A 24092-nucleotide genomic window follows, 5' to 3' on the forward strand; every position below is an offset into this window, starting at 1 on the left:
ATGTTTTGTAGCCTACTGGTTGGTTGTAGCCATGCCGCCGATATTAACGAAACGACTTCCATACTCGTGTGAGTTTTCGCATTTATCGTGAAACGCTTTCGCGTTTTTCGTGCGCCGCTTCAACGAATGTGTTGAAATGCTATGAGAAAAATGTTACAGAAATTGTCAGGGATTTCGCCCCCAAAGGATTTTTGAAAGAACCACTGAAAAACGTTATAAGAGTTTTATTTGCCAACGGCTCGTCCTACCTTTGTTTTCAGATAAGGTGGAGAATCCGATACAGGAGAATGAGATGGAGTTCGTACACATGAAAAAAATCCAAAAAGATGGAGTTTCACTCAGCAGGAGATACATAACCTGGGTAGGAACAGATTGTAGAGATGGATATAGCCCCCTTGTGTGAACGCTCTCAAAACGGAAACGTTGTTATAACATACCGGCCGGTTCTCGTCCGAGACTTGCCTGTAGGTGGAAAGAGCTACCCGCACATTTTAAATTGAGAATCATATAGCGTGATATGGATGAGTAATAGCCGCCCAGCCTTTTCTGTTGCAGTTTTGAGATGCTCATAAGGGATCGCTGCGAATATTTGAATAAATATTTTTAATAGGGACAGCCTCCGCAAAAAGCAGGATACCCCTATCGCTATTAAACGAACGGATATTGTGAGTAGGGAAACGGCGATAAAACGGCAGCCGCAAAATGACGGGCTATCTCTATCGCTAATCTAGAACAGGAAATTGTATAGCAAATTGAGAATCAGGAAGAAGGAATACAGTATGATTTTTGAGACGGAACGGCTCTACCTGCGCAGATTGACACAGGATGATTTTGGCAACCTGTGTACAATTTTACAGGATGAAATTGCAATGTATGCTTATGAGCATGCATTTAGCGACACAGAAGTACAGGAATGGTTGGATAGACAGATTGTACGTTATCAGATGGACGGTTTTGGACTTTGGGCAGTGTTATTAAAAGGAACAAACACCTTTGTAGGACAAGCAGGGCTTACAATGCAGGAAATTGGAGATGGCCGGCGCGTTGTGGAGATCGGTTATCTGTTTCGGCAGGATTATTGGCATAATGGATATGCAACAGAGGCTGCACAGGGTTGTAAACAATATGCCTTTGAAATACTCGGTATTCCAGAGGTGTATTCGATCATCCGCGACAATAATTTTGCATCCCAACGTGTGGCAAAGCGCAATGGCATGCAGGCAGTGGGTATGATGGTCAAGCACTACCAGGGAATCGACATGCCACATATCCTTTTCTGTGTCAAAAAAGACCGCATAGAACGGATGAAGCCATGTCAATTGGACACCTGTATGGCGCTTTGGCAGCATGGAAATCAGCAGGCGCACGCATTTATCTCAGAGGCGTATTGGAAAGAAGCCGCTGCTTCTGTTCGAGAACAGCTCCTAGAATCAGAGATTTGGGTCGCTTTGGAAGGAGAAACCGTCCGCGGCTTTGTGGGTTTACAGAGGGACTACATCGCTGGGATTTTTGTAGATTCATCGCATCAGGGCAAAGGCGTTGGAAGCAGACTTCTTACATTTTGTCAGAACCATCATCATACCCTATCGCTTGAAGTCTATGAAAAGAACGAGCGCGCAATTCGGTTTTATCGAAGGCATGGCTTCCAAATCGCTGAACGGCATATAGATGATGCAACAGGCCAACCTGCCTATCGCATGACTTGGGCAGAAAATATGCAGGCATAAGCAGGAATGTCCGCCTTATTGAAAGCTTGCTGTATGGTGAACAGCGAGGCCGGTCTAGTTATGTACATCGAGTGCAGGCAGCGCCATGTGCTATAGAAAAACAGGAAAGATTTTGAATGAAAAATTGCTATTGGATTAGACCGGACCTTCGGCTGATGAGAGAACGGCAAAGAGTTCATACATTATGGATTGGAGAGAAACGTAATGGAAGAGTTAGAAAAGAGAAAACGGCAGCCCTTAGAACGAAATCCAAATCCTTGCCCTCTGTATCGGAAATGTGGAGGGTGTCAGCTGCAAAATATGTCCTATCCGCGCCAGTTGCATTGGAAACAGGAATTGGTGGAGCGGTTACTGGGCCGCTTCCACAAGGTGAATCCCATCGTAGGTATGAAATATCCTTACCACTATCGCAATAAGGTGCAAGCTGCATTTGCTCTCAATAAAAAGAAGCAGATTATCTCTGGCGTATATCAGGCGAGCACCCATCGCGTTGTCCCAGTGGAAAGTTGTATGATTGAAGATGAAACAGCGGACCAAATTGTAGGGACGATTCGAAAGCTCATGAAAGATTTTCGGATGGAGCCCTATAATGAAGACACTGGCCGGGGGCTTGTCCGGCATGTGTTAGTAAAGCGTGGCTTTGTCAGTGGACAAGTCATGGTTGTCATGGTAACCTCTTCTCCAATTCTTCCATCAAAGAACAATTTTGTAAAGGCGCTGCGAAAGGCGCATCCAGAAATTACGACGATTCTCCAAAATGTCAACAACCGTCCAACCAGTATGGTGTTGGGGGACTTTGAGAAGGTTCTCTATGGTCCAGGTTATATTGAGGAAGCCTTATGTGGTTGTGTGTTTCGCATTTCTGCCAAATCCTTTTATCAGATCAACCCCGTACAAACGGAAGTGTTGTATGATAAAGCGATCGCGCTTGCTGGGCTTACTGGAAAGGAAACGGTTTTGGACGCCTATTGCGGCACAGGAACCATCGGGTTGATTGCAGCAAAACGTGGCGCGGGCCATGTAATCGGCGTGGAATTAAACCGAGATGCAGTCCGCGATGCGATTTCCAATGCAAAGCGTAATGGAATTAAAAATGTCTACTTTTACAATGCAGATGCAGGAGATTTCCTTTCCGCGATGGCAGATGAAGGGGAATCGGTCAATGTGGTATTGATGGACCCACCGCGTGCGGGCAGTGATGAACGTTTTCTCACTTCCCTTGTTGCTTTATCGCCAAACAAAATTGTATATATCTCTTGTAACCCGGAGACGCTTCAACGTGACCTGCATTTTTTGGTACGAGCAGGTTACAAAGTGAAGGAAATCCAGCCGGTGGATATGTTTCCCCATACAAATCATGTGGAGACGGTATGTTTATTATCCAAGCGGAGCACAGATGAACCTATCGGTAATTTCCCGTTTCATTGACCGATGGCTCTTTCTATCTCAGAACAGATGAGTTTTTGTATAAATGATTCTGTTCACCAGCATCCTTGAAAATACCATTCCAACGAACTTAAGTATTCCAATATTTCTTACGTAATAGAAAAGGTCTTTTTCTTTTTAATTGACACGATCTTTGCCGGCAAGTCCTTTAAAAGCGATTGTTGGCTTTTGCCAATAAGAAAACCATTCATGATCACATATAGAATCCTTCGAATACACCGGAAAATAAACAACATTTTTATGAGACAAAAACACCGCACCAGGAAAATCTCTGGTGCGGTGTTTTCAATTTTGTCGGTCCGTTGTACGTATCGTTTGTTGTAAACTATCTAGAAACAACTCTGCTGCTTTAGTAAATACTTGATATTTTTTCCAAACCACACACAACCCTGCCTGAAGAGTTGGCGCTAGAGGCCTAAAACAAAGATTGCTTCCATTGGTATTGATAATTCGATCCAGAGTAATGGCATAACCGATTCCCTCATCTACCAAAATGGAGCCATTATATAGCAAACTATATGTTGCTACGATATGAAGATCTGCTTCACTGCGATTCAGCCACATAAGCAAAGCACTCCCTTCACGATGCTGGCGAGATAGAATCAAGGGTTTATCCCATAAGTCCTCCGGACGGATACATGCTTTCTGTGCCAAAGCGGCATCTCGTCGCATCAATACACCCCAAGTATCCTTTTCTGGGATCTTTAAATAATTATATTTTGATAAATCCTGAGGGTCAAACAGAATGCCAAAATCAATTAACCCTTTATCCAACTTTTCAACTACATCCGCAGCATCGCCGCTGGCAATATGAAGGCGAACTTCAGGATATTTTCTTTGGAGTTGTTGAGCTGCTTTTGCGATCACCCGAATGGCATCGGTTTCACCAGCACCAATATAAATGTCCCCTGCCACGGTATCATCGCTTAAAGCGATCTCCTGCTCAGTTTTTTTGACCAATTCCAGGATTTCCCCTGCTCTCTTCCGTAACAGGACCCCCTCCTCAGTCAATGTGATTTTTCGGTTACCACGGATAAAAAGCTGTTTTCCCAGTTCTTCCTCCAAGTCTTTCAACTGACGGGACAGGGTTGGCTGTGAAAGATGTAAGAATTCCGCCGCCCCAGAGATACTCTGTTCTCTTGCTACGGCTAGAAAGTATTGTAATACACGTAATTCCATAGAACCGCCTCCACAAAGTAATATATCACACTTATCTATAGTTGCAAAGCATAGTTGCGTATTTGATATAAGTATTTGCTATCATTCATTTTGAATCGTATACTAAAATCACAAAGGTACATTCCACGAGATGAATGAAATGGAAAAATATTTGTCTTTTTATGGATAATCCTTGAGGTGGCTTGGCTCTCTGGATGCAACAGGACTCATCGGACAGTGCCACCTGAAATCTCCTCCGGAATAAATCGAGAAGACCTTGCTGATAGGCAAGAAGAAATGGAAAAATCAAATGAATCTTCCTGCGTGACAACTACACAGAACGATTTAACCTCGTCAACCCCAGCTATGTTCTCAGAGAGCGAAACCAATTCAAAGGAGGTATCACAGATGAGAATTCAAGTGCAGAATAGTGAGACGATCCTTGTATACGAATTAAATGACAGTGTTGCTGCAAAGGAACTGTACGAACACCCCCATTAACATGAGAAGTCAGCGACTTTAATACCAATGAAAAAGTCTTCTGCCCTCCAGAGGCGCTGGATGTCTGCGATGCGCCCTTAGCAAATGCGGATACTGGTAGTTTGTACTATTACGCGCCTTGGAAGGACGTTGTCATGTTTTATGATTATTTTGGTGAGGGCAACCAATTGTACGAACTGGGCCAAGCAATTCCTGGAAAAGACAGCATCGAAAAATTAGCGGGAGTCATTACAGTCACCGCAGCAGAATGATCGAATAGGAGGTCCTTATGAAACAGCAGAAACGGAATAATGGTGTAAGAATATGCCCATAGAGGGCTTCGGCGTCTTTCAGATAACGGATTTCAACGTATGTGAAAAAGCAGTATTGGCCGCAATTTAAGCTGGTCATCGCCTTATCGATACGGCAAGCTCCTATCAAAACGAAGAAGCAGTCGGCAGAGCTATCCAAAAATCCGGAGTTCCCCGTGAAGAACTGTTTGTCACGACAAAGGCTTATATCCACCAGATAGGGGGATGAAAAAACGAAAGTTGCCTTTGACGAATCTTTAAGCCGTCTAGGTTTGGACTATCTGGATTTGTACCTGATTCATATGCCCTTTGGTGATTACTATGGAAGTTGGAGAGCTATGGAGGGACTCTATAAAGAGGGCCGTATTCGTGCCATTGGCGTGAGCAACTTCGGTTCTGACCGCATCATCGATTTCTGTAATAATGCCGATGTGATTCCTGCAGTCAACCAAATGGAACTCCACCCCTTCTATCAAAGGGATGACGAACTTCTTAAAGAATATGGGATTGCTCCCCAAGCTTGGGCAACGTTTGCAGAGGGATTGAACGGCATGTTTTCCAACCCCATATTGCGTGAAATTGCAAAAGCTCACAACCGAACCATCGCTCAGGTCATTCTCCGCTGGAATATGCAGCGTGGTGTCTCGATCGTCCCTAAATCTGTCCACAAAGACCGTATGAAAGAAAACTTTACCATTTGGGTCTTTACATTGACTACACAAGAAATGCAACAGATCGCTACCCTCGACTTAGGCCGTCCACAGATGCTGGACCCTCTCAAACCAAGTGAGGTCCGACGTGTCTATAATTATCTTAAGAATCCAGTACGAACGAGCCTATAAGATGAGAGGTTATAGAGAAAGGTTTTTATAGAGATCAAAAATCTACACCAAAACGCCCTTCAACACAGACAACCTCAGTCTTTTCTTCTGCTGTCCATGAAGAATTCACGGCGGAAATGAAGCATTAATAAAAATGTCCGTGATGCATGTAGATTCAAACAACTACAAATGAGCTTGGAGGCCCTATATGAGACTCATTGAACACCACACCTTCGATATGGAACGTGCGCTCTATGGCGAAGAACAACTCTATCTGAAAAACTGTACATTCGATGGACCTATGGATGGAGAAAGTGCGCTAAAGGAATGCCATGATGTTAAAATTCAAAGTTGCTTTTTCAACCTTCGATATCCATTTTGGCATAATCATAACCTTAAAATCCGAGATACCGAGTTGACCTCCTTCTGTCGGGCTGCCCTTTGGTATTCTGACCACATGGAGATTGTAGGATGCAAGTTGCACGGAATCAAGGCTCTGCGGGAATGCCACGATGTTGTTCTGGCTAACTGCGATATCCTCTCTGCCGAATTTGGATGGTCCGTACAAAATCTTGAAATGCACCATTGTACCGTTGCAAGCGAATATTTTATGTTGCGGGCGGAGTCATTGCACTTTTCCGAGGTACAGCTGAAAGGAAAATATGCCTTTCAATACACGCAAAATGTAATCATCGAAAACAGTATATTGGACACCAAAGACGCCTTCTGGCACTCACAAAATGTAACGATAAAGAACAGCGTGTTAAAAGGTGAATATCTGGCATGGTATTCCGAAGGTCTTACACTCATCAACTGTAAGATAATAGGTACCCAGCCTTTCTGCTATTGTAAAAAACTGACTCTGGATCATTGTGAGATGTACCATACCGATCTATGTTTTGAAAAATCCGAAGTAAATGCGACTATTATAACACCAGTTGTCAGCATAAAAAATCCATTATCCGGTACAATTTATGTCCCATCTATCGGCGAGGTAATCCTAAACGACACATATGCAAAGGGAAATATCGTAGTTTCCTGCGGACAAAACGCCGAAATAAGCGCTTGAAAAAATAGAAAAGGAGCATCCGTATGAGCGATTACATCTGTGCACTAAATGAAACGATTAAAAGGGTACATGTCCGTTACCCCAACCGTTATGGATTGATGATTGCGGGTGATTTATATTCAGCAAAGTCTCTCGACCAGTCTCACGTGCACCCTGCAGTCATTGTGGGCGCCCCCTATGGCGGTGTGAAGGAACAGGGACCCTGTGTCTACGCCAATGAGCTTGCACAACGCGGATACATAGTCCTGACCTTTGATCCCTGCTATATGGGAGAAAGTGAAGGGGAACCACGTCATATTTCCTCACCAGAACTGTTTACAGAGAATTTTAGCGCCGGTGTGGACTATCTTGGATTGCAACCGTTTGTCGACCGGAAACGCATCGCCGTCCTCGGAATCTGTGGTAGCGGCGGTTTCGCGTTATCCGCCGCGCAAGTGGATACGCGTATCAAGGCGGTTATCACCGCAAGTCTGTATGATATGAGTGCTGTAGCCAGACTGGGACAATCACCTGAACAAATATTAGAGATCAAAAACACACTTGCTGCACAACGGTGGAAGGATGCTGAGAATGGATATACGCCCGAGTATATTCCTACATTCCCGGAAAGGCCGCTTGACACCGTTCCCGCCGATTTGGATGTGCAAAACGCCGAGTGGTTCCGTTTTTATGCGGTGAAGCGTGGGCATCACGAGCGAGCAAGAGGCGGTTTCACCACAACCAGCAACATTCCCTTCCTGAATTATAACTTGCTTTCCCATCTTGACGAGATTTCCCCCCGTCCCATACTCTTCCTCGTCGGAGATCGAGCTCATTCCAAATCATTCAGCGAAACGGTCTATGCCCAGGCGAAAGATCCAAAAGAATTATATGTCGTGAGGGACGCCGAACATATCGATCTATACGACCGTATGGATCGCATCCCTTTTGATAAAATTGATACATTTTTGAAAATGGCCTATCAAAAGGAGGGGCTTTATGAATAAAAACGTGTTAGTAGTGTCGTCGAGTCTTCGAAGCCATAGCAATTCCGAGCGCTTAGCGGACGAATTCGTCCGTGGTGTACAGGAAAGTGGAAACTATGCTGAACACATTTCTCTCCGTGATAAAACCATTCATTTTTGTAAAGGATGTCTCACCTGCCAGGAATCGCAAAGATGTGTTATCCATGATGATGCAGATATGATTGTGCAAAAAATGCGTACCGCTGATGTTATTGTGTTTGCTACCCCTATCTATTACTACGAAATGTCTGGTCAGATGAAAACCCTATTGGACCGCGCCAATCCCCTCTTTTTCTCCAACTACTCCTTCCGGGATATTTACTTGCTGGCCGCTGCAGCGGAGGAAGACATACATGCTATAGATGGCGCTATTGCTGGGTTACGCGGTTGGATCTCCTGCTTTCCCAAAGCACATTTGGCTGGAACTATTTTGGGCAATGGAGTCGATGCAGCAGGGACTATTGAAGGTCACTCCGCTCTACAAAAGGCTTATGAAATGGGGAAAGCGATATAATTGGGGCAGGAGGCAATATATGGCAGAAGCATCCGATACATGGGGAATTTTCTACCAAAATTTAATAGACGCTGGGTGCGATCAAGAGATGGTCAGGCAGTGCGTAATTTTGGCAAAGGCAGCAGAAAAAACCGATCTTCTCCGGCTCCTCTCCAAACATCGCTCTATTCTATTACGGGCTGTACACGAAAACCAAAAGCGGATCGACCACCTGGACTTTTTAATTTATCAAATGAGCAAGAGGTGAATTCTATTGAGATCTATCAAATTTGTCTTCAGTATTGTCTGTAGTCTAGGTCTGATTTTCATATGTACTGCTTGTGGAATTCATTTAAAGAGCCAAGAACAGGGTGTTGTCACAGGGGTATCCCAAGGAACCTCATCCCATTCACTTTCAGAAAAAGGACCGGACTCTCCACGAACAGAAACAGATCATGCCATTCCCTCTGATAGAAAAAACAAAGCTCTGGTTGCTTATTTCTCCTGTACAGGCCATACCGAGATTTTTGCGAAATATATAGCAGAACTCTTCCCTGCAGATCTATATGAGATTGTTCCCGCAACTCCCTATACAGAGATTGATCTAGATTATAGTAATCAAGATAGCCGCACCAGTATAGAGCAAAATGACCCTGCCTCTCGTCCTGAAATTGCAGGAACTGTAGACCAAATGGGTGAATATGACATCATTTTTCTTGGTTATCCCATCTGGTGGGGGCAAGCCCCTAAAATTATCTATACCTTTTTGGAGAGTTATTCTTTTTCTGGAAAGACCATTGTACCATTTTGTACCTCTGGAAGCAGCGAAATTGGCTCTAGCGTTGAAAATCTTCACGATCTGGTCTCAGAAGATGTTACATGGTTCTCCGGAACAAGGTTAGACAGCACGATGTCAAAAGAAGCATTGGCCGAGTGGGTGGACACCCTCGACTGGTGAAGAAAAAAAGCATTGGCAATCCCTCTTATAAAATGCAGCCGACGACCATCCAAAATTCGTGGCGTTGAGCCGGTCTCCCGTTTTCGGATTGTAGTTTTCGTTAATCGGCTCACCTCCCAGCAGCCCTTTTGCATGGTCAAACAGACGGTAAGCGGATGCAACCGCTTCTTCATCTCTGCCGTAATTGTGCATTGCTTCAACGGCAAACATCGCCTGATCCATCCAGACCGGACTTCTCCAATAACTGGCTGGGCTGTACTTTGGATGATCCCTGTCCGCACACCTGGAAGGACTCCGGATCTCTTACGCCGTTCTCTGGAATGGGGTCATACCGCCCATTGTTGTTGCGGCATATCGTTTTAAAATGCTCATTATCATCCGATACCTGAATTTCGTATTTTTTAGCCCAAGCGCCCGTACGGCTGAATTCCGATTGTCCTTCCCACAAGATCTTAATTTTGCTCAAGTCATACACTGCCCCCAGGTCAACGGTCAGCCATGCGTGGTTCATCTGCTCAGAAGTCATTCCTCGCCATTCGTTGCCCACCTGGTCTCTTCATCCCCGTCGATTGCATAGGTAGCAACACGATGAACTCCATTATCATCCTGTTCACTACTTGCAAAGGCGTTGATTGATTGGATTTGTTTTGGTTCGTTATCTGCGACACCGTATGCCTGAATGGATGGAACATACGATGCCATCATTGCAATTGCGGGTAATGTAGATACTTCTTTCCCTTTCATCTTGAACAACCTCCTCCACTTTCTCAAAAATTTATTTGCGACCTTTAATAAAACCTCCTCCCTCTTGCGTTGAATTTTCGTTGGTTACCGCAGAACAAGCATATTACATAATTTTTATCATCATTAAATTAATATATGGATTCGCTTTATATCACCATTGCAAAATAGTGATATTTCCTATGAATCATGTCGACGTTATTCTATATTAAGCCAAAGAAAAGTCCATCGAAGAATAACCAAATAAGACATGCAAAATTTCTGGGTGGGTGATACAAATCATTGTGTCTGTCCCGCCTCCATCGTGCTCTAGATTGTGTGATCTCTTCTCAAAGCAAAAACGGAACTTGATGATTGCCACCATTGGATGTATGATAAAAAGGCAAAAGGGCGTCTTGTCTGGAACGTAGCCAACGTTATCAGGCTCGTCTATTTCTGAAAAGGCGCTGGAATAGCGTGAAGAAAATATCAATAGAAATATTCTGGTGGGCGGGAATATCTGCCCCTTTCATTTTAGAAAAGAGGGATTTCACGATGAATTACAAAGAAGCCGCCACTTATTGGGAACAAAAGGATGCACAGGCCATCCAGATGGAACGGTCATCCCTTCTGAAAAAGATGGAGGCTTTTATTTTAGCACATAATACCTGTGCTTTGGCCTGTGGGAACGGCGATTTTGTCCGCTGTACGCCAATTGAGTATACCTATAAAGATCATACATTTTGGATGCTCTCTGAAGGCGGCTTAAAATTTCAGGCTTTAGAGGGCAATTCCAATGTTTGTCTTGCGATCTATGACGCCTATGAAGGCTTTGGAAAGCTTGGTGGTATGCAGGTCACGGGGAAAGCAGAACTTATTGAACCGTGGTCGGCTGAATACCTAGAGTTGCTTGCATTCAAAAAAATCAAAGCAGAAAACTTGAAAAAAATGCCCCATGTCCTGTACCTCATCAAAATCATTCCTTCCCGCATCGATTTTTTGTGGTCAGGGTTTAAAAAAGAGGGATACGACTCCAGACAACACCTCATCTTTTAACAGATAACCACAGCTTTAACAATCGTTATATGTTGCCCATCATCTCTATTTAATTTGATAAAGTTGTCGTTTTGCCATCCCATGGAAAGAAGGTCCCAAACATGATCCTCAGTGCCAGCCGTCGAACCGATCTTCCAAACTACTATGTAAATTGGTTGATTCACCGGCTCCAAGAGGGCTTTGTCCTCGTTCGAAACCCGATGAATCCCCACCAAATCAGCCGGATTCCTCTATCCCCATCGGTGGTGGATTGCATTGTGTTTTGGACCAAAAATCCGGAAAATATGTTGTCCCGTCTGGGAGATCTTTCTGCATACCCCTACTATTTCCAGTTTACACTGACCAGCTATGGCCGGGATATCGAACCATACCTACCCAACAAAAAAGATTGTTTGATTCCTGTCTTTCAATCGCTCGCTGCTCGCATTGGGAAGGACCGAATGGTTTGGCGGTACGATCCCATTCTTTTAAATATGCGGTATACAGTCTCTTATCACCTGGACGCTTTTGCACAGATTGCAGAGCGTCTGCGCGGATGTACCGAAAAAGTTGTTATCAGCTTTGTTGACTTGTATAGCAAAACACAACGCAATACAAGAGGGCTCTCTATAACGCCTCCACAGGGGAAAGTCCTACTCAACATGGTTCAGCATCTGGTACGAATTGCAGCAAACAACGGTATGGTTGTGGAAACCTGTTCAGAAACAATCGACCTCCAAGATTTGGGCGTACAACATGGACACTGCATTGATGCGCGGCAAATCGAACGCATCATTGGAGTTCCTCTCCGTGGAAAAAAGGACCGAAACCAACGCGTCACTTGCGGTTGTATGGAAAGCATCGATATTGGCGCATATCACACCTGTGGGAATGGCTGTAAATACTGCTATGCCAATTTCAGCCCACAGAAAGTGGCGGAAACAGTCCGCTTGTATAAAGAAACCTCCCCTCTGCTTTGTGGACAGATCGGCCCAAAGGACCACATTATTGAGCGGAATGTCCAATCGTTCCGTGAAGAACAGTTGCGGTTTGACAGAGAGATGGATGGGTAAAAGGTTTTTCTATTCAACAGATGTATAGGAAAAAACATTTTTCTTTATTTTTCTACTTCTTAGGGCTTTTGCCCGATTTTGATAGGAAATTTTTTACAGGCCCTCTTTCCACTTTGTGAGATTTATAACTTTACATTTCAAAAAGCACCCGATCCAATAAGATCAAATAAAAATTTACTCCCATGCTTTTAGAAGGCTTTGATGTTTCGAACACATCTCATAGAGCGTATTTGAGCTAAGAAAGCCATCACGCACATGTTCTGAAAAATCTCGCTGCAAAGCGGGGATAAAGAAAAGGAGAAACGATATGGCAAACCGTATTATGTTGAATCAAACCTCTTACCATGGAGCGGGGGCCATCCAGTAGATCATCAACGAAGCCAAGGCCCATGGCTTTCAGAAGGCATTTGTCTACACCGATCCAGACCTGCTTCAGTTTCAAGTCACTACCAAAGTGACCAGCCTTTTGGACGAAGCCGACCTATCCTATGAGATTTATGCAGACATCAAGGCAAATCCGGCTAGTAAAAATGTTCAACACGGCGTGGAGGCCTTTAAAAAAGCCGGGGCAGACTACATCGACCGCAATTGGTGGCGGCTCCTCCATGGGATACATCGAAGGCCGTTGGCATCATTATCGCCAATCCTGAATGCGAAGACGTCCGCAGCTTGGAGGGAACCGCATCTACCAAAAAGCCCTGTGTTCCGATTGTTGCGGTTCCCACCACTGCTGGTACTGCCGCAGAAGTTACAATCAACTATGTTATCACGGACGTCGAACGTAAGCGCAGGTTTGTCTGTGTAGATCCACACGATATACCGGTCATCGCAGTGGTCGATCCGGAGATGATAACCAGCATGCCCAAGGGACTGACTGCTTCCACAGGTATGGACGCCCACACACACGTCATCGAAGGCTACACCACCAAAGCTGCTTGGGAAATGACAGATATGTTCCACCTTGAAGCGATTGAGATCATCTCCCGTTCGCTGTGTGGCGTGGTGGAGAATACGAAAGAAGGACGCAAAGGTATGGCGTTGGGACAGTATATCGCAGGCATGGGTTTCTCGAATGTTGGGCTAGGGATTGCCCCTTCCATGGCGCATACTTTGGGCGCAGTCTACGATACCCCGCACGGTGTCGCCTGCGCTATGATGCTTCCGATTGTAATGGAGTATAACGCTGCATGTACGGGTGAAAAATATCGTGAGATCGCCCGGGCGATGGGAGTTGCCAATGTGGATGCCATAAGCCAGGAGGAATACCGCCAGGCTGCTGTGGAGGCGGTCCGAAAGCTCTCAGCGGATGTGGGAATTCCGTCCAAGCCTCCTGTACTGAAGGAAGAGGATCTTCCGTTTCTGGCTGAATCGGCCTATGCAGATGCTTGCCGGCCAGGACATCCAAAGGACACCAATGTGGAAGAACTGAAAGGCTTATTCCGTAAGTTGATGTAAAATACCTTGCAGGTTGCATGTGCTTTGTTTCTTCCCTGCTATCGCGAGGATTTTATCTTTCCAACATTTTATATTTTCTAAAAAAGAGAGCCATGCACAGACGTGGTTCTCTTTTTGTAAACAAGCCATGCGCGTAGAACTTGACAAATTTCGTCTGGGCGTGTTATAGTAAATGAGTAAATGAATAGGGGAGCTTATGAATAGGCTGAGAGGAAGTTTTTAACTTCGACCCATAACCTGATTTGGATAATGCCAACGTAGGGATATATCAGAATCCTACGGGGAATGCGATGGCATTTCCCGTTTTTCTGTGCATTCCAATCACGTGTGATTTACAAGCCCTCAGTGGCGAACAAATGAATCGAAACAGTTGAGAGTGAACGAGAGTTCATGAAGGGGTACACCACCGCGGGTGTATTTTTTCGTGAACTCTTTTTTTATTGTTCACAGCTGGTTTTCAGAAAGGAGTTATGTATGATTCGAATCAACGGAACGCCGGTGGAGCTTACAGAAGGAATGACGCTCCAAACTTATCTGGACCAAAACCAATACCAGTCGTCCCGTGTAGCCGTCGAACGAAATGGGACCATTGTCCCCCGGGCACAATACGGGTCGATTCAGCTACAAGAGGATGATGAATTGGAAATTGTCCATTTTGTGGGAGGTGGCTGAGGTGAAACCAAAAGCCGTGATACAACAAGCACAAATCGATGCTGCCCTGCGTGAACGGCATTCCCCGGCAGTCCAAAAAAGCTGGATACCGCCCGGGTAGCTATTGCGGGGCTTGGCGGGCTTGGTTCCCATGTTGCCTTCGCTTTAGCACGCATTGGCGTCGGGCATTTGCATCTCATTGATTTTGACCGCGTAGACATCGCCAATTTGAACCGGCAGCAGTACCTTTTGCATCATGTGGGGATGTTTAAAACCGACGCATTAAAAGAAGAGTTGCTGGACATTAATCCATACCTGGACATTCATACCGACTGTATCCGTGTGACGGAAGAAAACCTTCTGGAACTCTTTGCGCAGGAGGACATCGTCTGCGAGGCCTTTGATACCCCAGAGGCCAAGGCCATGCTAGCGAATGGAATTCTGGAATCTTTTCCGAATACTTTTCTGGTGGCAGCTTCCGGTATGGCTGGATATGGAGACAGCAACCGTATCCAGACGCGCAGAATTACCGACCACTTTTATCTCTGCGGAGACGGGAGCGCGGAACCAGGACCGGGATACGGCTTGATGGCTCCCCGCGTGATGCTCTGCGCAGCACACCAAGCCAATCTCATTGTGCAATATATCTGTAAAGCCCAAAAAGGAGAATGATGATGAACATGCTGCAAGACGATCGTTTGACCATCGGAGGACATTCCTTTACCTCCCGTTTTATTCTGGGGTCCGGCAAATATTCGCTGGAGCTCATCCAGGCTGCCATCGAGAAGGCTGGGGCACAAATGGTAACCCTGGCGCTCCGCCGTGCAAATGAGGGTGGACTCGCCAATATCCTGGATTATATCCCCAAGTCCGTCACGTTGCTTCCCAATACCTCCGGCGCACGCAATGCAGACGAAGCCATTCGAATTGCCCGGCTGGCCCGCGAGCTGGGTTGCGGGGATTTTATCAAGATCGAGGTCATTCATGACTCAAAATACCTTTTGCCGGACAACTACGAAACCATCAAGGCAACCGAGGTGCTGGCAAAAGAGGGATTTGTAGTCATGCCGTATATGTACCCCGATCTGAATGCTGCTAGGGATTTCGTCCAAGCAGGGGCGGCCTGTATCATGCCGCTCGGCGCGCCGATCGGTACCAACAAAGGACTTTGTACCAAGGATTTTATCCAAATTCTAATCGATGAAATCGATCTACCAATCATTGTGGATGCAGGGATCGGGCGCCCCTCCCAGGCATGCGAAGCCATGGAAATGGGCGCCGCCGCAGTAATGGCCAACACGGCAATCGCCACCGCCGGGGATATTCCCACTATGGCGGCGGCCTTCCGTCAAGCGATCGAGGCGGGACGCAAGGCGTATCTTTCTGGGCTTGGGCGCACGTTGGAGAAGGGTGCAAGCGCTTCTTCTCCCTTGACCGGCTTTCTAAGAGAATGAGGGAGGAATACAGCCATGCAACAGAATGAACCGATCAATGAGAGTATTTTAAGCGATGCTGTAAGACAGGATCTGAAAAAGGAGCGCATCGATCACATGACCTACCTGCCGGGGATGGAAGTCTTAGATTCGGACATCGGCCAGCAAGTGCTCACGCGCACCAGCTCCTACAACTACCATTGTTATACAGAAGCGGATGTACGCCGCGCCTTGTCCCATGAAAATCGCACATTGGACGATTTTGGCGCGCTGCTCTCCCCCGCTGCTCTTCCGCTTTTGGAGGAAATTGCACAGGCGGCTCAGCGGGAAACTCGAAAGCACTTTGGTAACTCGGTCTGTATGTTTACCCCCTTGTACATTGCCAATTACTGTGAAAACTATTGCATTTACTGTGGATTCAATTGTCACAACAAGATTCATCGCGCACAACTCAACGCCGAACAGATTGAGAAAGAAATGGAGGCGATTGCCTCCACAGGTTTACAGGAAATTCTGATTCTGACCGGTGAAAGCCGCTCCAAATCCACCGTCGCATACATCGGAGAGGCTTGTAAAATTGCCCGCAAATATTTCAAAGTGATTGGCTTGGAAGTCTATCCGATGAATTCCAATGAGTATGCCTATCTTCATGAATGCGGCGCAGACTATGTGACCGTTTTCCAGGAAACCTATAACAGCCACAAATATGAGACACTCCATCTTCAAGGGCATAAGCGCATTTTTCCCTATCGCTTGAATGCACAGGAACGTGCACTCAAAGGAGGTATGCGCGGGGTGGGATTTGGCGCATTACTGGGGTTGGACGACTTCCGGAAGGATGCCTTTGCCACAGGCTGCCATGCCTGGCTGCTACAACGTAAATATCCGCATGCAGAGATCGCTTTCTCCTGTCCGAGACTCCGCCCCATTATCAACAACGACAAGATCAACCCCATGGATGTGCATGAGCCGCAACTTTTACAAGTCGTCATGGCCTATCGTCTGTTGATGCCATTCGCCAGTATCACGGTTTCCACACGGGAGTGCGCCCGGGTCCGGGATAATCTTGTCTCCATCGCTGCGACAAAAATATCTGCAGGGGTCAGCACGGGCATCGGCGGTCATTCCGATGAGATTTCCGAAAAAGGCGACGATCAGTTTGAGATTTCCGATGAACGCAGCGTCGGGCAGGTCTTTCATGACCTACAGGCGCATGGACTCCAGCCGGTGATGAATGATTATGTGTATGTGTGACCCTTCTATTCATCGTTCCATCGTGGCGGTAACCAATCGAAGGCTTTGCGCGCGGCCTTTTCTGGAACAGGTGGAACGGATCTGCATATTTCGTCCCGCCTCGCTGGTTTTGCGTGAAAAAGATCTGGATGAAAACGCCTATGCGTCACTTGCAGCCGAAGTCCTGGCTATCTGTAACTCTTATCAAATACCGTGTATCCTACACAGCTTTCCGGATGTTGCAAAGGCGCTGGGGGTGAAACAGATTCATCTCCCTTTATGGAGATTAGAAGATATGGCGGCAAGCCGTCCTCAGTCATTGGCATTCTTTTCTGCCATCGGCGCGTCGGTCCATTCCGTCGATGAAGCGCAGCGGGCACAGGCGCTTCGGGCTACTTACCTCACCGCAGGACATATCTTTACGACCGATTGTAAAAAAGGTCTCCTCCAAGGGGGTTGCAGTTTCTTCAAGAGGTATGCCAATCCGTATCCATTCCGGTCTATGCGATTGGCGGGATCACACTTGATCCACAGAAGATCGAAACCGTCCTTTCCTGTGGTGCAAGCCGGGTTTGTATTATGTCTGGAATGATGCAGTTGTAATACAAACAAAAGGACCTTGTTCCAAGTATTGTATCAAAGGCACAGGCCACTGTCCCATTCCAGCAGCCATCGATTCACACACATTTTTGCCGGTTATAACGGCTGCCTCAAACAGAAGCCTGCCCCCGACTTTCGAACAGGGGGCTCTGACAAAACCGGTCTTTTCTAATAGCTGTTCTCCCATACAGAGATTGTACGTTCCAGATTGGTTGCGGATTTCTGCCCGGGTTGGTATAATAAAAAAGGAATAACGCCGCCCGTCCGGCGCGGATGAAAAACAATAAAGGAGTTTTCAAGCATATGGATTACGCACAGGAAGCCTTAAAACGCCATCTGGAATGGCATGGAAAAATGGAAGTGGTCCCCACCTGCCCTCTGGAAAACAAGGACGATCTCTCTACCGCCTATACCCCCGGCGTTGCAGAACCTTGTAAAGAGATCCACCAGGATGTTTCAAAAGTCTACGATTATTGCCGCAAGGGAAACTTGGTCGCTGTTGTGACCGATGGCACCGCTGTTCTGGGATTGGGAGACATCGGCCCAGAGGCGGGGATGCCTGTCATGGAAGGGAAAGCCGTTTTGTTCAAGGCGTTTGGCAATGTCGATGCCTTCCCCATCTGTTTGGCCTCTAAGGATGTGGAGGAAATTGTGCAAGCAGTCAAGATGATTGCCCCCGGATTTGGAGGCATCAATCTGGAGGACATCTCTGCACCGCGTTGCTTTGCGATTGAGAAGCGTCTGAAAGAAGAGTTGGACATTCCAGTCTTTCACGATGACCAGCACGGCACAGCAGTGGTTACCATGGCGGCGATGCTGAACGCCCTAAAACTGGTTGGCAAGGAGCTTTCCCAGATCTCTGTGGTGGTCAATGGCGCAGGTGCTGCCGGTATCGCCTGCACCAAACTTTTGATGTCGATGGGGCTGAAAGACGTTGTCCTTTGCGACCGGCAAGGCGCCATCTATCAGGGCCGCGAAGGATTGAATTCCGTCAAAGCCGAGATGGCAGCCATCACCAATCCCTCCTGTAAAAAAGGCAGCTTGGCGGATATGATGAAAGGAGCGGACGTTTTCATGGGGGTCTCCGCCCCAAATGTGGTCACCAAAGAGATGGTCCGCAGTATGAACCGCGATGCGATTGTCTTTGCCATGGCCAACCCCACTCCGGAAATCTTCCCACAAGATGCACTGGAAGCAGGCGCAAAGGTGGTTGGAACGGGGCGTTCGGATTTCCCGAATCAAATCAACAACGTCTTGGCATTCCCGGGAATCTTCCGCGGTGCGCTTGACGCGCGTGCGAGTGAAATCAACGACGAAATGAAAATCGCGGCTGCTCAAGCGATTGCCAGCCTTATCAAACCGGAGGAGCTTTCACCCGAATTTATCATCCCTAATCCATTCAATAAAGAGGTCGCTCCCGCTGTTGCGAAAGCGGTTATGGAGGCCGCGCACCGCACCGGTGTCGCGCGGGTGTGATGATGGAGCGTATTACAGCAGTCATCTTCGACATGGATGGCCTGATGTTCGACACGGAACAGCTCTATGAACGCACATGGGGACAAGCGGTCGCTGAACAGGGAAAGGTCTTTACCCGTGAGATTCACAGCCAGATTATGGGACGCAGTAAGGCCGATTCTGCCCAAGTGCTCTTGAAGGTCTACGGACCGGATTTTCCGATCCAAAAGGTGATTGACCGCCAGACGCCGCTCTTTTTTGAAGCGCTCGAAACGGAAACCATTCCTGCGAAAAAGGGGTTATTTTCCTTGTTGGATGCGCTGGAGTTACGTGGTCTCAAAAAGGCGGTTGCCTCCTCGTCTCAGCCCAAAAAGATTGATTTCCTGTTAAAACAACACGGATTGGAACATCGGTTTGACTGTGTGGTGAGTGGACACCAGGTACATGCTAGCAAACCAAATCCGGAAATTTTTTTGCTTGCCGCAAGCCAGCTCGGAGAATCGCCTAAGAATATTCTGGTATTGGAGGATTCCAACGCTGGAATCCGTGCAGCGCACAATGGCGGATTCCGGTCCATCCTGATTCCCGATCTCTGCACATTGGAACCAGATGTTTTGCAGCTCTGCCTGCGCAAGGTGGACAGCTTGGACGATGTCATTTCGATCATTGATGCGATCAACGACCATTGATGAACAGAGCGCTCTATAGAAGCGGAAAGCCGTGGCGTCTAAAGCGATAAAACGCTTTAGACGCCACGGCTTTTGTGTTTGATGTCCGCAGTATCCAGTGAAAAATTGTCAGAAGGATCATAAAAACATTGCCGGGCAAACGATCAAGTCATAGCCGGTTCCGATGCGGTGCCCACCTGTATCCAATTCGGAAGGTATTGTTCAAACGCATCATAGACTTCGAATGTCCATTGGTAATCGTAGTCTCCTGGATTTTCCTGCCCCCATTTCTCCATCGAAGCTGGAAACCCTTCCGGCAGTACATAGCTGGTCAGGTCACACACCACCCATTCCTCGATTTCGCAGACCTCTTTTTCGCGAAGTTTCTCCATGGGAACCTGCTTTCCCTGAATCTTTATGGCGCTTCCGGCCGTCAAGTCTTCACGGCGGTAGCATTGTAACAGGAACATCACATGGGAGGTATAATCGATTCCGCTTTCTGTAGTTTCAACCGTTACAAAGGTGAGATTTCCTCCATAATCCGCGCGTTTCACAGAAAACCATTCCTGTGTTGCGTCCTCCATGTGCCATGCGTCCCATATGATGCGCTTTTGATCCGTATTGGGGTCGGAAAAAGTTTGATCCGCTGCGATGGTCAACCCGGCGTCTTCCAGGGAGTACCCTTGGATTTCCTGAATCACATCCTCTTCTGCCGGCGTTGAGATTTCCTCAGGGGTTTCCGATGGTCCCACAGAAGAAAGAAGATTTCCCTTATCCGGACGATCGTCCGAGGGGTCTGGCGTCGCAGTACAAGCAAGCAACGCAAAGCATAAGAGAACCGCCGCTCCAAAGAATAAAATCCGCTTCATAGCAAGCTCCTTTTTACACGATTAATAGCTATATTTTAAAATTCGATTCACCCAATATCCATTATTCGTATAGTTCTGTAAAATCGCCTTATGATCAGATGCTGGATCTTTCATATAAACCAACTCGCCGCTATACGCATATGCAACTACAAAGTGCGTTATATCGCTGTTTTTCATCCCAATCATCACCGGTAAGCCTTGACGGATTCGATCCGCGACATAAGCCGCTGTATCGGCTACAGATACGTTTTTAAATTCATACCCATTTACTGATAAGCTGTAACACTGACCTGCGACGACAGATGGAAAAGGGCAAGCAGCCGTTGTAATAATCTGATTGACCCGTCCAGGATCATAATCTAAATTTTTCAGATAATTGCAGCCATTGTAAAACTTGTCAACATACCACCATATGTTCCTATATCAACATTTTGTTCCTGCATTAAGGCATTGCTGTAAGATTGTCCTCTTTGCTGCCAACGTTTTATGGATATTTCCCCTCTGCCCTTTGAGCGAAGCAACATCTTCCCCTTTGCAAGTGGTGCGGCATTCGCATCAGCATATTCCCTTAGACGGATTCCCTGAAACGACTCTATAGAGAATTTTCCAATAAAAAGTTATGAAATTGCAAATACCGTCTGCGTATTGATTACAAAATAAAACTGTAAAACGATCGTTAATAAAACAATTATACTCTTTTGCATATATTGCCCTTGTATTGTTTACGCATAATTTATAGACCCATTTTTCTCATTGGAATTACCCTTTGTGATATAATTTTACTATATTTTTTATTATTAGTAAATATTTATTAAAAATATTTACCAATAATAAAAACACCAAAAAAATGGCATCTAAAGAAGCCATCGCTTCCTTAGATGCCATATCTGTATACGCGAAAAATAACCCTCTACAATCGCTATTCTACCGATTAGAATATTTGTACTTTTATATATCGTGATACCGCGCCAAAAACGCGCGGGTACGTTCATTGGTCGTGCTGTCAAAGAGCTGTTCCGGTTTTCCCTGTTCGACAATTGCACCGTCGTCCATAAACACAACATAATCCGCCACATCATGAGCAAACTTCATCTCATGGGTGACGACTACCATCGTCATATGTTCTGCCGCAAGCTCTCGGATGACCTTGAGAATTTCTCCGGTCAGTTCCGGGTCCAATGCCGAAGTCGGCTCGTCAAAGAAGAGAATCTCTGGCTCCATCGCCAAGGCACGGGCAATGGAAACACGCTGCTGCTGTCCTCCGGACAACTGATAGGGATAAGCATCCGCCTTGTCCGCCAGGTTCATCTTTTTTAAAAGCTTCCGAGCGGTTGCCTCCGCTTCTTCACGCTTTTTTCCAAGCACGCGCACAGGCGCCTCTGTGATATTGCGCATCACAGAAAAATGGGGAAAAAGATTAAAATTCTGGAACACAAGTCCGATGCGCAGTCCTATACGGCTACACGTCGTTTTATCTGCATAAACAGCTTTTCCACCCGGTCCATTCTTCACCAATGTATCACCGCATAGCAAGATCGTCCCAGAATCCACGGTTTCCAACTGGGTGACACAACGCAAAAAGGTACTCTTTCCCGAACCAGAAGGTCCGATAATTGCCAGAACCTCGCCTTCGTTGACCGAAATCGAAATTCCCTTTAAAACTTCGTTCCCATCGAAGCTCTTTCGAATCTGCTCTGCCTTCAAGATCTCCACGGCGTTTCCCTCCTAACGATAATAGCTGAGACGCTTTTCTGCTACAGTGAAGCAACGCGTCACAATGCCGTTCATCACCAGATAGAAAATACCTGCGATCAAGAACGGGGTCATGTCGACCGCCGAAGATACCCATTTGGAAGTAATATGCAACAATTCGACCACACCAATCACTTGGGCCAAGGATGTGTCCTTAACCAATGTGATAAATTCATTCCCCATAGGCGGTATGATTCGTTTGACCACCTGAGGCAAAACGATACGGAAGAATGTCTGTCGCTTTGTGAATCCAAGGACCTTAGCCGCCTCATGCTGCCCCTGTGGGATTCCCTCGATTCCTCCGCGAAAGATCTCTGCAAAATAGGCCGCATAGTTTAGCGCAAAAGCCACCTGAGCCGAGATCACACGGTCAAGCTGGATGCCGAAAATCGGCTTCATTCCATAGAAAATAAACAACAATTGCAACATTAACGGCGTGCCGCGCATAATCAGTATGTAAAAACGCACCGGTAGGTTGATGATCGGATTTTTGGACATCCTTCCGACCGCCACCAAAAGCCCCAATGGCAATGAAAAAAGCAGCGTGGAAAAAAAGATGCGCAGCGACATCAATGTCCCTTCCAACATTTGGGACAACAACACCTGGTAATTCACGCTGCAACCACCTCCTTTTCAGCCCTTTTCTGGATACTTATTATTCTGCTGGAATGGTCGTGACATCTTCTCCGAACCATTTTTCCGAAATTTCTGTCATCGTTCCATCTGCGGACATTTCCTTCATTGCATCCTCAACTTTTTCTTTCAATGCATCGTCGCCCTTGCGGAATCCAATGACATAATCTTCCTGCGCTAAAGAAGCGTCCTCCCCATTTTCATCCTGAAGAATGGTATATGCCCCTGGGTTGTTCTGCAAATAGTAGCGCGCAACCACTTCATCGATGGCAATTGCATCAATGGTCCCGTTCTGAATTTCCAAAACAGCCTTGGAATAGTCATCAATCTGAATTACTTCCTTCAGCGTATCTTTGAAGTCCGGATTCTCATTTAAGGCAACTTCTGCCGAAGAATCTGCCTGTACGCCGACAATTTTTCCAGCCAAATCATTCAAGCCCTTATAGGTTGAATCGGATTTTACCAAGATAATTTGGTCGTTCTTCATGTAGGGAATGCTCAAATTAAACTCAGCGGCGCGCTCCGGCGTCTCGCTAAAGCCGTTCCAGAGGCAATCCACATTTCCGTTGCTCAGCTCTGCGGACTTGTTGTCCCAATCGATCGGCTGTGTGATGAGCTCAATTCCCAAACGGCTGCACACTTCGCTAGCCACATCGATATCAAATCCAGTCAATTCTCCTGTCTGTGTATCAACAAACCCCATCGGAGGAAACGCATCATCCAAACCGAGTACCAGTTTGCCGGCGCTCTCTACTTTTGCCCAAGACTCATCCGTTGTCTGCCCCTCTCCCATCTCCGCGGCGGATGCAGTCGATGTTCCATCGTCCGTGCCCGTCAATCCAGCAGCGTCGTCGCCTCCACCGTTATTCCCACATCCAGCACAACCGATCACCATAAGCGCCGCCAACATAATTGCCCATATCTTTTTCATCGTACTCTCTCCTTCTTAAAACACTCAAAAGTCATATAAATCCCCTCCGCTGCCGCGCCGGAAAACACCGGGTGTGTGGAGGGGTGATACAATAATATTATAATACTAGATTAGCGA

General features: G+C 46.5%; 25 protein-coding genes, 3 pseudogenes and 1 riboswitch. Of the genes and pseudogenes, 20 read left to right on the forward strand and 8 right to left on the reverse strand.

All coding sequences use genetic code 11. The features are described 5' to 3' along the window. Positions 1-779 precede the first annotated feature (779 nt). Entirely contained in the window at positions 780-1727 is a 948-nt protein-coding gene (locus ACGCCZ_RS01730) for a GNAT family N-acetyltransferase (protein WP_082402240.1), read from the forward strand. 204 nt (positions 1728-1931) lie between these two features. Continuing rightward, positions 1932-3155, forward strand: a complete 1224-nt coding sequence (gene rlmD, locus ACGCCZ_RS01735) for a 23S rRNA (uracil(1939)-C(5))-methyltransferase RlmD (RefSeq protein ID WP_411655146.1) — start codon at positions 1932-1934, stop codon at positions 3153-3155. Positions 3156-3458: 303 nt separating this feature from the next. Here the strand turns inward: rlmD and ACGCCZ_RS01740 are convergent, their stop codons facing one another. Then, positions 3459-4352 (reverse strand): LysR family transcriptional regulator, encoded by an 894-nt coding sequence (locus tag ACGCCZ_RS01740; RefSeq protein ID WP_411655147.1) that lies wholly within the window; start codon positions 4350-4352, stop codon positions 3459-3461. A gap of 500 nt (positions 4353-4852) precedes the next feature. On the opposite strand from ACGCCZ_RS01740, the pseudogene ACGCCZ_RS01745 reads away from it, so the two are divergent. The 8 genes and pseudogenes from ACGCCZ_RS01745 to ACGCCZ_RS01780 form a co-directional block, all read left to right on the forward strand. After that, positions 4853-5083: pseudogene (locus ACGCCZ_RS01745) on the forward strand (cyclophilin-like fold protein); the annotation flags it as partial. A gap of 145 nt (positions 5084-5228) precedes the next feature. Next, positions 5229-5351, forward strand: coding sequence for an aldo/keto reductase (locus ACGCCZ_RS01750; protein ID WP_411655251.1), 123 nt, complete (start codon positions 5229-5231; stop codon positions 5349-5351). A gap of 43 nt (positions 5352-5394) precedes the next feature. Then, positions 5395-5964 (forward strand): aldo/keto reductase, encoded by a 570-nt coding sequence (locus ACGCCZ_RS01755; RefSeq protein ID WP_411655148.1) that lies wholly within the window; start codon positions 5395-5397, stop codon positions 5962-5964. A 187-nt stretch (positions 5965-6151) separates the two neighbouring features. Beyond that, positions 6152-7012, forward strand: coding sequence for a DUF3737 family protein (locus ACGCCZ_RS01760; RefSeq protein ID WP_411655149.1), 861 nt, complete (start codon positions 6152-6154; stop codon positions 7010-7012). 23 nt (positions 7013-7035) lie between these two features. Then, a complete protein-coding gene (locus ACGCCZ_RS01765) occupies positions 7036-7998 on the forward strand; it encodes an alpha/beta hydrolase (RefSeq protein ID WP_411655150.1) in 963 nt (320 codons plus the stop codon). Next, positions 7991-8530 carry a flavodoxin family protein gene (locus ACGCCZ_RS01770; protein ID WP_085533754.1) on the forward strand — a complete coding sequence of 180 codons (540 nt, stop codon included), beginning with the start codon at positions 7991-7993 and terminating at the stop codon, positions 8528-8530. Before ACGCCZ_RS01765 ends, ACGCCZ_RS01770 begins: the two co-directional genes overlap by 8 nt. Positions 8531-8549: 19 nt before the next feature. After that, complete coding sequence (locus ACGCCZ_RS01775; RefSeq protein WP_411655151.1) at positions 8550-8777, forward strand: hypothetical protein; 228 nt, start codon at positions 8550-8552, stop codon at positions 8775-8777. Between the two features lie 6 nt (positions 8778-8783). Beyond that, on the forward strand, positions 8784-9467 hold the full coding sequence (locus tag ACGCCZ_RS01780; protein WP_242967307.1) for a flavodoxin: 684 nt from the start codon (positions 8784-8786) through the stop codon (positions 9465-9467). On the opposite strand, the gene ACGCCZ_RS01785 is transcribed toward ACGCCZ_RS01780, so the two are convergent. Genes ACGCCZ_RS01785 through ACGCCZ_RS01795 form a run of 3 tightly spaced genes read right to left on the reverse strand, consistent with a single transcriptional unit; the run spans position 9423 to position 10211 of the window. Then, positions 9423-9767 (reverse strand): MGH1-like glycoside hydrolase domain-containing protein, encoded by a 345-nt coding sequence (locus ACGCCZ_RS01785; protein ID WP_411655252.1) that lies wholly within the window; start codon positions 9765-9767, stop codon positions 9423-9425. The two genes, ACGCCZ_RS01780 and ACGCCZ_RS01785, sit on opposite strands and share 45 nt — an antisense overlap. Further along, on the reverse strand, positions 9664-10014 hold the full coding sequence (locus ACGCCZ_RS01790) for a discoidin domain-containing protein (RefSeq protein ID WP_411655152.1): 351 nt from the start codon (positions 10012-10014) through the stop codon (positions 9664-9666). Before ACGCCZ_RS01790 ends, ACGCCZ_RS01785 begins: the two co-directional genes overlap by 104 nt. Next, positions 9990-10211 carry a hypothetical protein gene (locus tag ACGCCZ_RS01795; protein WP_411655153.1) on the reverse strand — a complete coding sequence of 74 codons (222 nt, stop codon included), beginning with the start codon at positions 10209-10211 and terminating at the stop codon, positions 9990-9992. Before ACGCCZ_RS01795 ends, ACGCCZ_RS01790 begins: the two co-directional genes overlap by 25 nt. 531 nt (positions 10212-10742) lie before the next feature. On the opposite strand from ACGCCZ_RS01795, the gene ACGCCZ_RS01800 reads away from it, so the two are divergent. The 10 genes and pseudogenes from ACGCCZ_RS01800 (at position 10743) to ACGCCZ_RS01845 (ending at position 19811) form a co-directional block, all read left to right on the forward strand. Then, a complete protein-coding gene (locus tag ACGCCZ_RS01800) occupies positions 10743-11243 on the forward strand; it encodes a pyridoxamine 5'-phosphate oxidase family protein (protein ID WP_085533760.1) in 501 nt (166 codons plus the stop codon). Between the two features lie 101 nt (positions 11244-11344). Next, entirely contained in the window at positions 11345-12295 is a 951-nt protein-coding gene (locus tag ACGCCZ_RS01805) for a DUF1848 domain-containing protein (protein ID WP_054324438.1), read from the forward strand. A 367-nt stretch (positions 12296-12662) separates the two neighbouring features. Beyond that, positions 12663-13750 (forward strand): annotated as a pseudogene (gene fucO / locus ACGCCZ_RS01810) (lactaldehyde reductase). 177 nt (positions 13751-13927) lie between these two features. Beyond that, positions 13928-14031, forward strand: a riboswitch (TPP riboswitch). 193 nt (positions 14032-14224) lie between these two features. Continuing rightward, positions 14225-14422, forward strand: a complete 198-nt coding sequence (gene thiS, locus ACGCCZ_RS01815) for a sulfur carrier protein ThiS (protein ID WP_085534633.1) — start codon at positions 14225-14227, stop codon at positions 14420-14422. 102 nt (positions 14423-14524) lie between these two features. After that, positions 14525-15073: a sulfur carrier protein ThiS adenylyltransferase ThiF gene (gene thiF / locus ACGCCZ_RS01820; protein WP_411655253.1), complete on the forward strand. Its 549-nt coding sequence runs from the start codon at positions 14525-14527 to the stop codon at positions 15071-15073. An 11-nt stretch (positions 15074-15084) separates the two neighbouring features. Further along, positions 15085-15855, forward strand: coding sequence for a thiazole synthase (locus tag ACGCCZ_RS01825; RefSeq protein WP_411655254.1), 771 nt, complete (start codon positions 15085-15087; stop codon positions 15853-15855). A gap of 96 nt (positions 15856-15951) precedes the next feature. Further along, positions 15952-17088 (forward strand): 2-iminoacetate synthase ThiH, encoded by a 1137-nt coding sequence (gene thiH, locus ACGCCZ_RS01830; RefSeq protein WP_411655255.1) that lies wholly within the window; start codon positions 15952-15954, stop codon positions 17086-17088. Continuing rightward, positions 17081-17670, forward strand: a pseudogene (locus ACGCCZ_RS01835) (thiamine phosphate synthase). The gene thiH and the pseudogene ACGCCZ_RS01835 overlap by 8 nt, the downstream one beginning before the upstream one ends. A gap of 300 nt (positions 17671-17970) precedes the next feature. Next, complete coding sequence (locus tag ACGCCZ_RS01840) at positions 17971-19143, forward strand: NAD(P)-dependent malic enzyme (protein ID WP_054324443.1); 1173 nt, start codon at positions 17971-17973, stop codon at positions 19141-19143. Next, positions 19143-19811 carry an HAD family hydrolase gene (locus ACGCCZ_RS01845; protein ID WP_054324444.1) on the forward strand — a complete coding sequence of 223 codons (669 nt, stop codon included), beginning with the start codon at positions 19143-19145 and terminating at the stop codon, positions 19809-19811. The genes ACGCCZ_RS01840 and ACGCCZ_RS01845 overlap by 1 nt, the downstream gene beginning before the upstream one ends. Positions 19812-19954: 143 nt before the next feature. Here ACGCCZ_RS01845 and ACGCCZ_RS01850 read toward each other — a convergent pair whose 3' ends face one another. The 4 genes from ACGCCZ_RS01850 to ACGCCZ_RS01865 all read right to left on the reverse strand — a co-directional run bounded on the left by ACGCCZ_RS01850 (position 19955) and on the right by ACGCCZ_RS01865 (position 23975). After that, positions 19955-20659 (reverse strand): hypothetical protein, encoded by a 705-nt coding sequence (locus ACGCCZ_RS01850; RefSeq protein WP_054324445.1) that lies wholly within the window; start codon positions 20657-20659, stop codon positions 19955-19957. Between the two features lie 948 nt (positions 20660-21607). Further along, positions 21608-22372, reverse strand: a complete 765-nt coding sequence (locus ACGCCZ_RS01855) for an amino acid ABC transporter ATP-binding protein (RefSeq protein ID WP_054324446.1) — start codon at positions 22370-22372, stop codon at positions 21608-21610. A gap of 12 nt (positions 22373-22384) precedes the next feature. Further along, on the reverse strand, positions 22385-23026 hold the full coding sequence (locus tag ACGCCZ_RS01860) for an amino acid ABC transporter permease (protein WP_054324447.1): 642 nt from the start codon (positions 23024-23026) through the stop codon (positions 22385-22387). A 40-nt stretch (positions 23027-23066) separates the two neighbouring features. Next, the gene (locus ACGCCZ_RS01865) at positions 23067-23975 is read right to left on the reverse strand and encodes an amino acid ABC transporter substrate-binding protein (RefSeq protein WP_054324448.1); all 909 of its coding nucleotides are present in this window, start codon (positions 23973-23975) and stop codon (positions 23067-23069) included. Positions 23976-24092 lie beyond the last annotated feature (117 nt).

The organism is Anaeromassilibacillus sp. SJQ-1 (assembly GCF_046693725.1).
In the GTDB taxonomy this organism is placed as follows: Bacteria; Bacillota; Clostridia; order Oscillospirales; family Acutalibacteraceae; genus Anaeromassilibacillus.

Excerpts from the sequence above, each read along its gene's own strand:
- ACGCCZ_RS01865 (WP_054324448.1), bottom strand. The coding sequence starts at position 23,975 with ATGAAAAAGATATGGGCAATTATGTTGGCGGCGCTTATGGTGATCGGT.
- thiS (WP_085534633.1), top strand. The coding sequence starts at position 14,225 with ATGATTCGAATCAACGGAACGCCGGTGGAGCTTACAGAAGGAATGACG.
- thiH (WP_411655255.1), top strand. The coding sequence starts at position 15,952 with ATGACCTACCTGCCGGGGATGGAAGTCTTAGATTCGGACATCGGCCAG.
- ACGCCZ_RS01765 (WP_411655150.1), top strand. The coding sequence starts at position 7,036 with ATGAGCGATTACATCTGTGCACTAAATGAAACGATTAAAAGGGTACAT.
- ACGCCZ_RS01795 (WP_411655153.1), bottom strand. The coding sequence starts at position 10,211 with ATGAAAGGGAAAGAAGTATCTACATTACCCGCAATTGCAATGATGGCA.
- ACGCCZ_RS01845 (WP_054324444.1), top strand. The coding sequence starts at position 19,143 with ATGATGGAGCGTATTACAGCAGTCATCTTCGACATGGATGGCCTGATG.
- ACGCCZ_RS01775 (WP_411655151.1), top strand. The coding sequence starts at position 8,550 with ATGGCAGAAGCATCCGATACATGGGGAATTTTCTACCAAAATTTAATA.
- ACGCCZ_RS01850 (WP_054324445.1), bottom strand. The coding sequence starts at position 20,659 with ATGAAGCGGATTTTATTCTTTGGAGCGGCGGTTCTCTTATGCTTTGCG.
- ACGCCZ_RS01840 (WP_054324443.1), top strand. The coding sequence starts at position 17,971 with ATGGATTACGCACAGGAAGCCTTAAAACGCCATCTGGAATGGCATGGA.
- ACGCCZ_RS01730 (WP_082402240.1), top strand. The coding sequence starts at position 780 with ATGATTTTTGAGACGGAACGGCTCTACCTGCGCAGATTGACACAGGAT.
- ACGCCZ_RS01760 (WP_411655149.1), top strand. The coding sequence starts at position 6,152 with ATGAGACTCATTGAACACCACACCTTCGATATGGAACGTGCGCTCTAT.
- ACGCCZ_RS01800 (WP_085533760.1), top strand. The coding sequence starts at position 10,743 with ATGAATTACAAAGAAGCCGCCACTTATTGGGAACAAAAGGATGCACAG.
- ACGCCZ_RS01770 (WP_085533754.1), top strand. The coding sequence starts at position 7,991 with ATGAATAAAAACGTGTTAGTAGTGTCGTCGAGTCTTCGAAGCCATAGC.
- ACGCCZ_RS01740 (WP_411655147.1), bottom strand. The coding sequence starts at position 4,352 with ATGGAATTACGTGTATTACAATACTTTCTAGCCGTAGCAAGAGAACAG.
- ACGCCZ_RS01805 (WP_054324438.1), top strand. The coding sequence starts at position 11,345 with ATGATCCTCAGTGCCAGCCGTCGAACCGATCTTCCAAACTACTATGTA.
- rlmD (WP_411655146.1), top strand. The coding sequence starts at position 1,932 with ATGGAAGAGTTAGAAAAGAGAAAACGGCAGCCCTTAGAACGAAATCCA.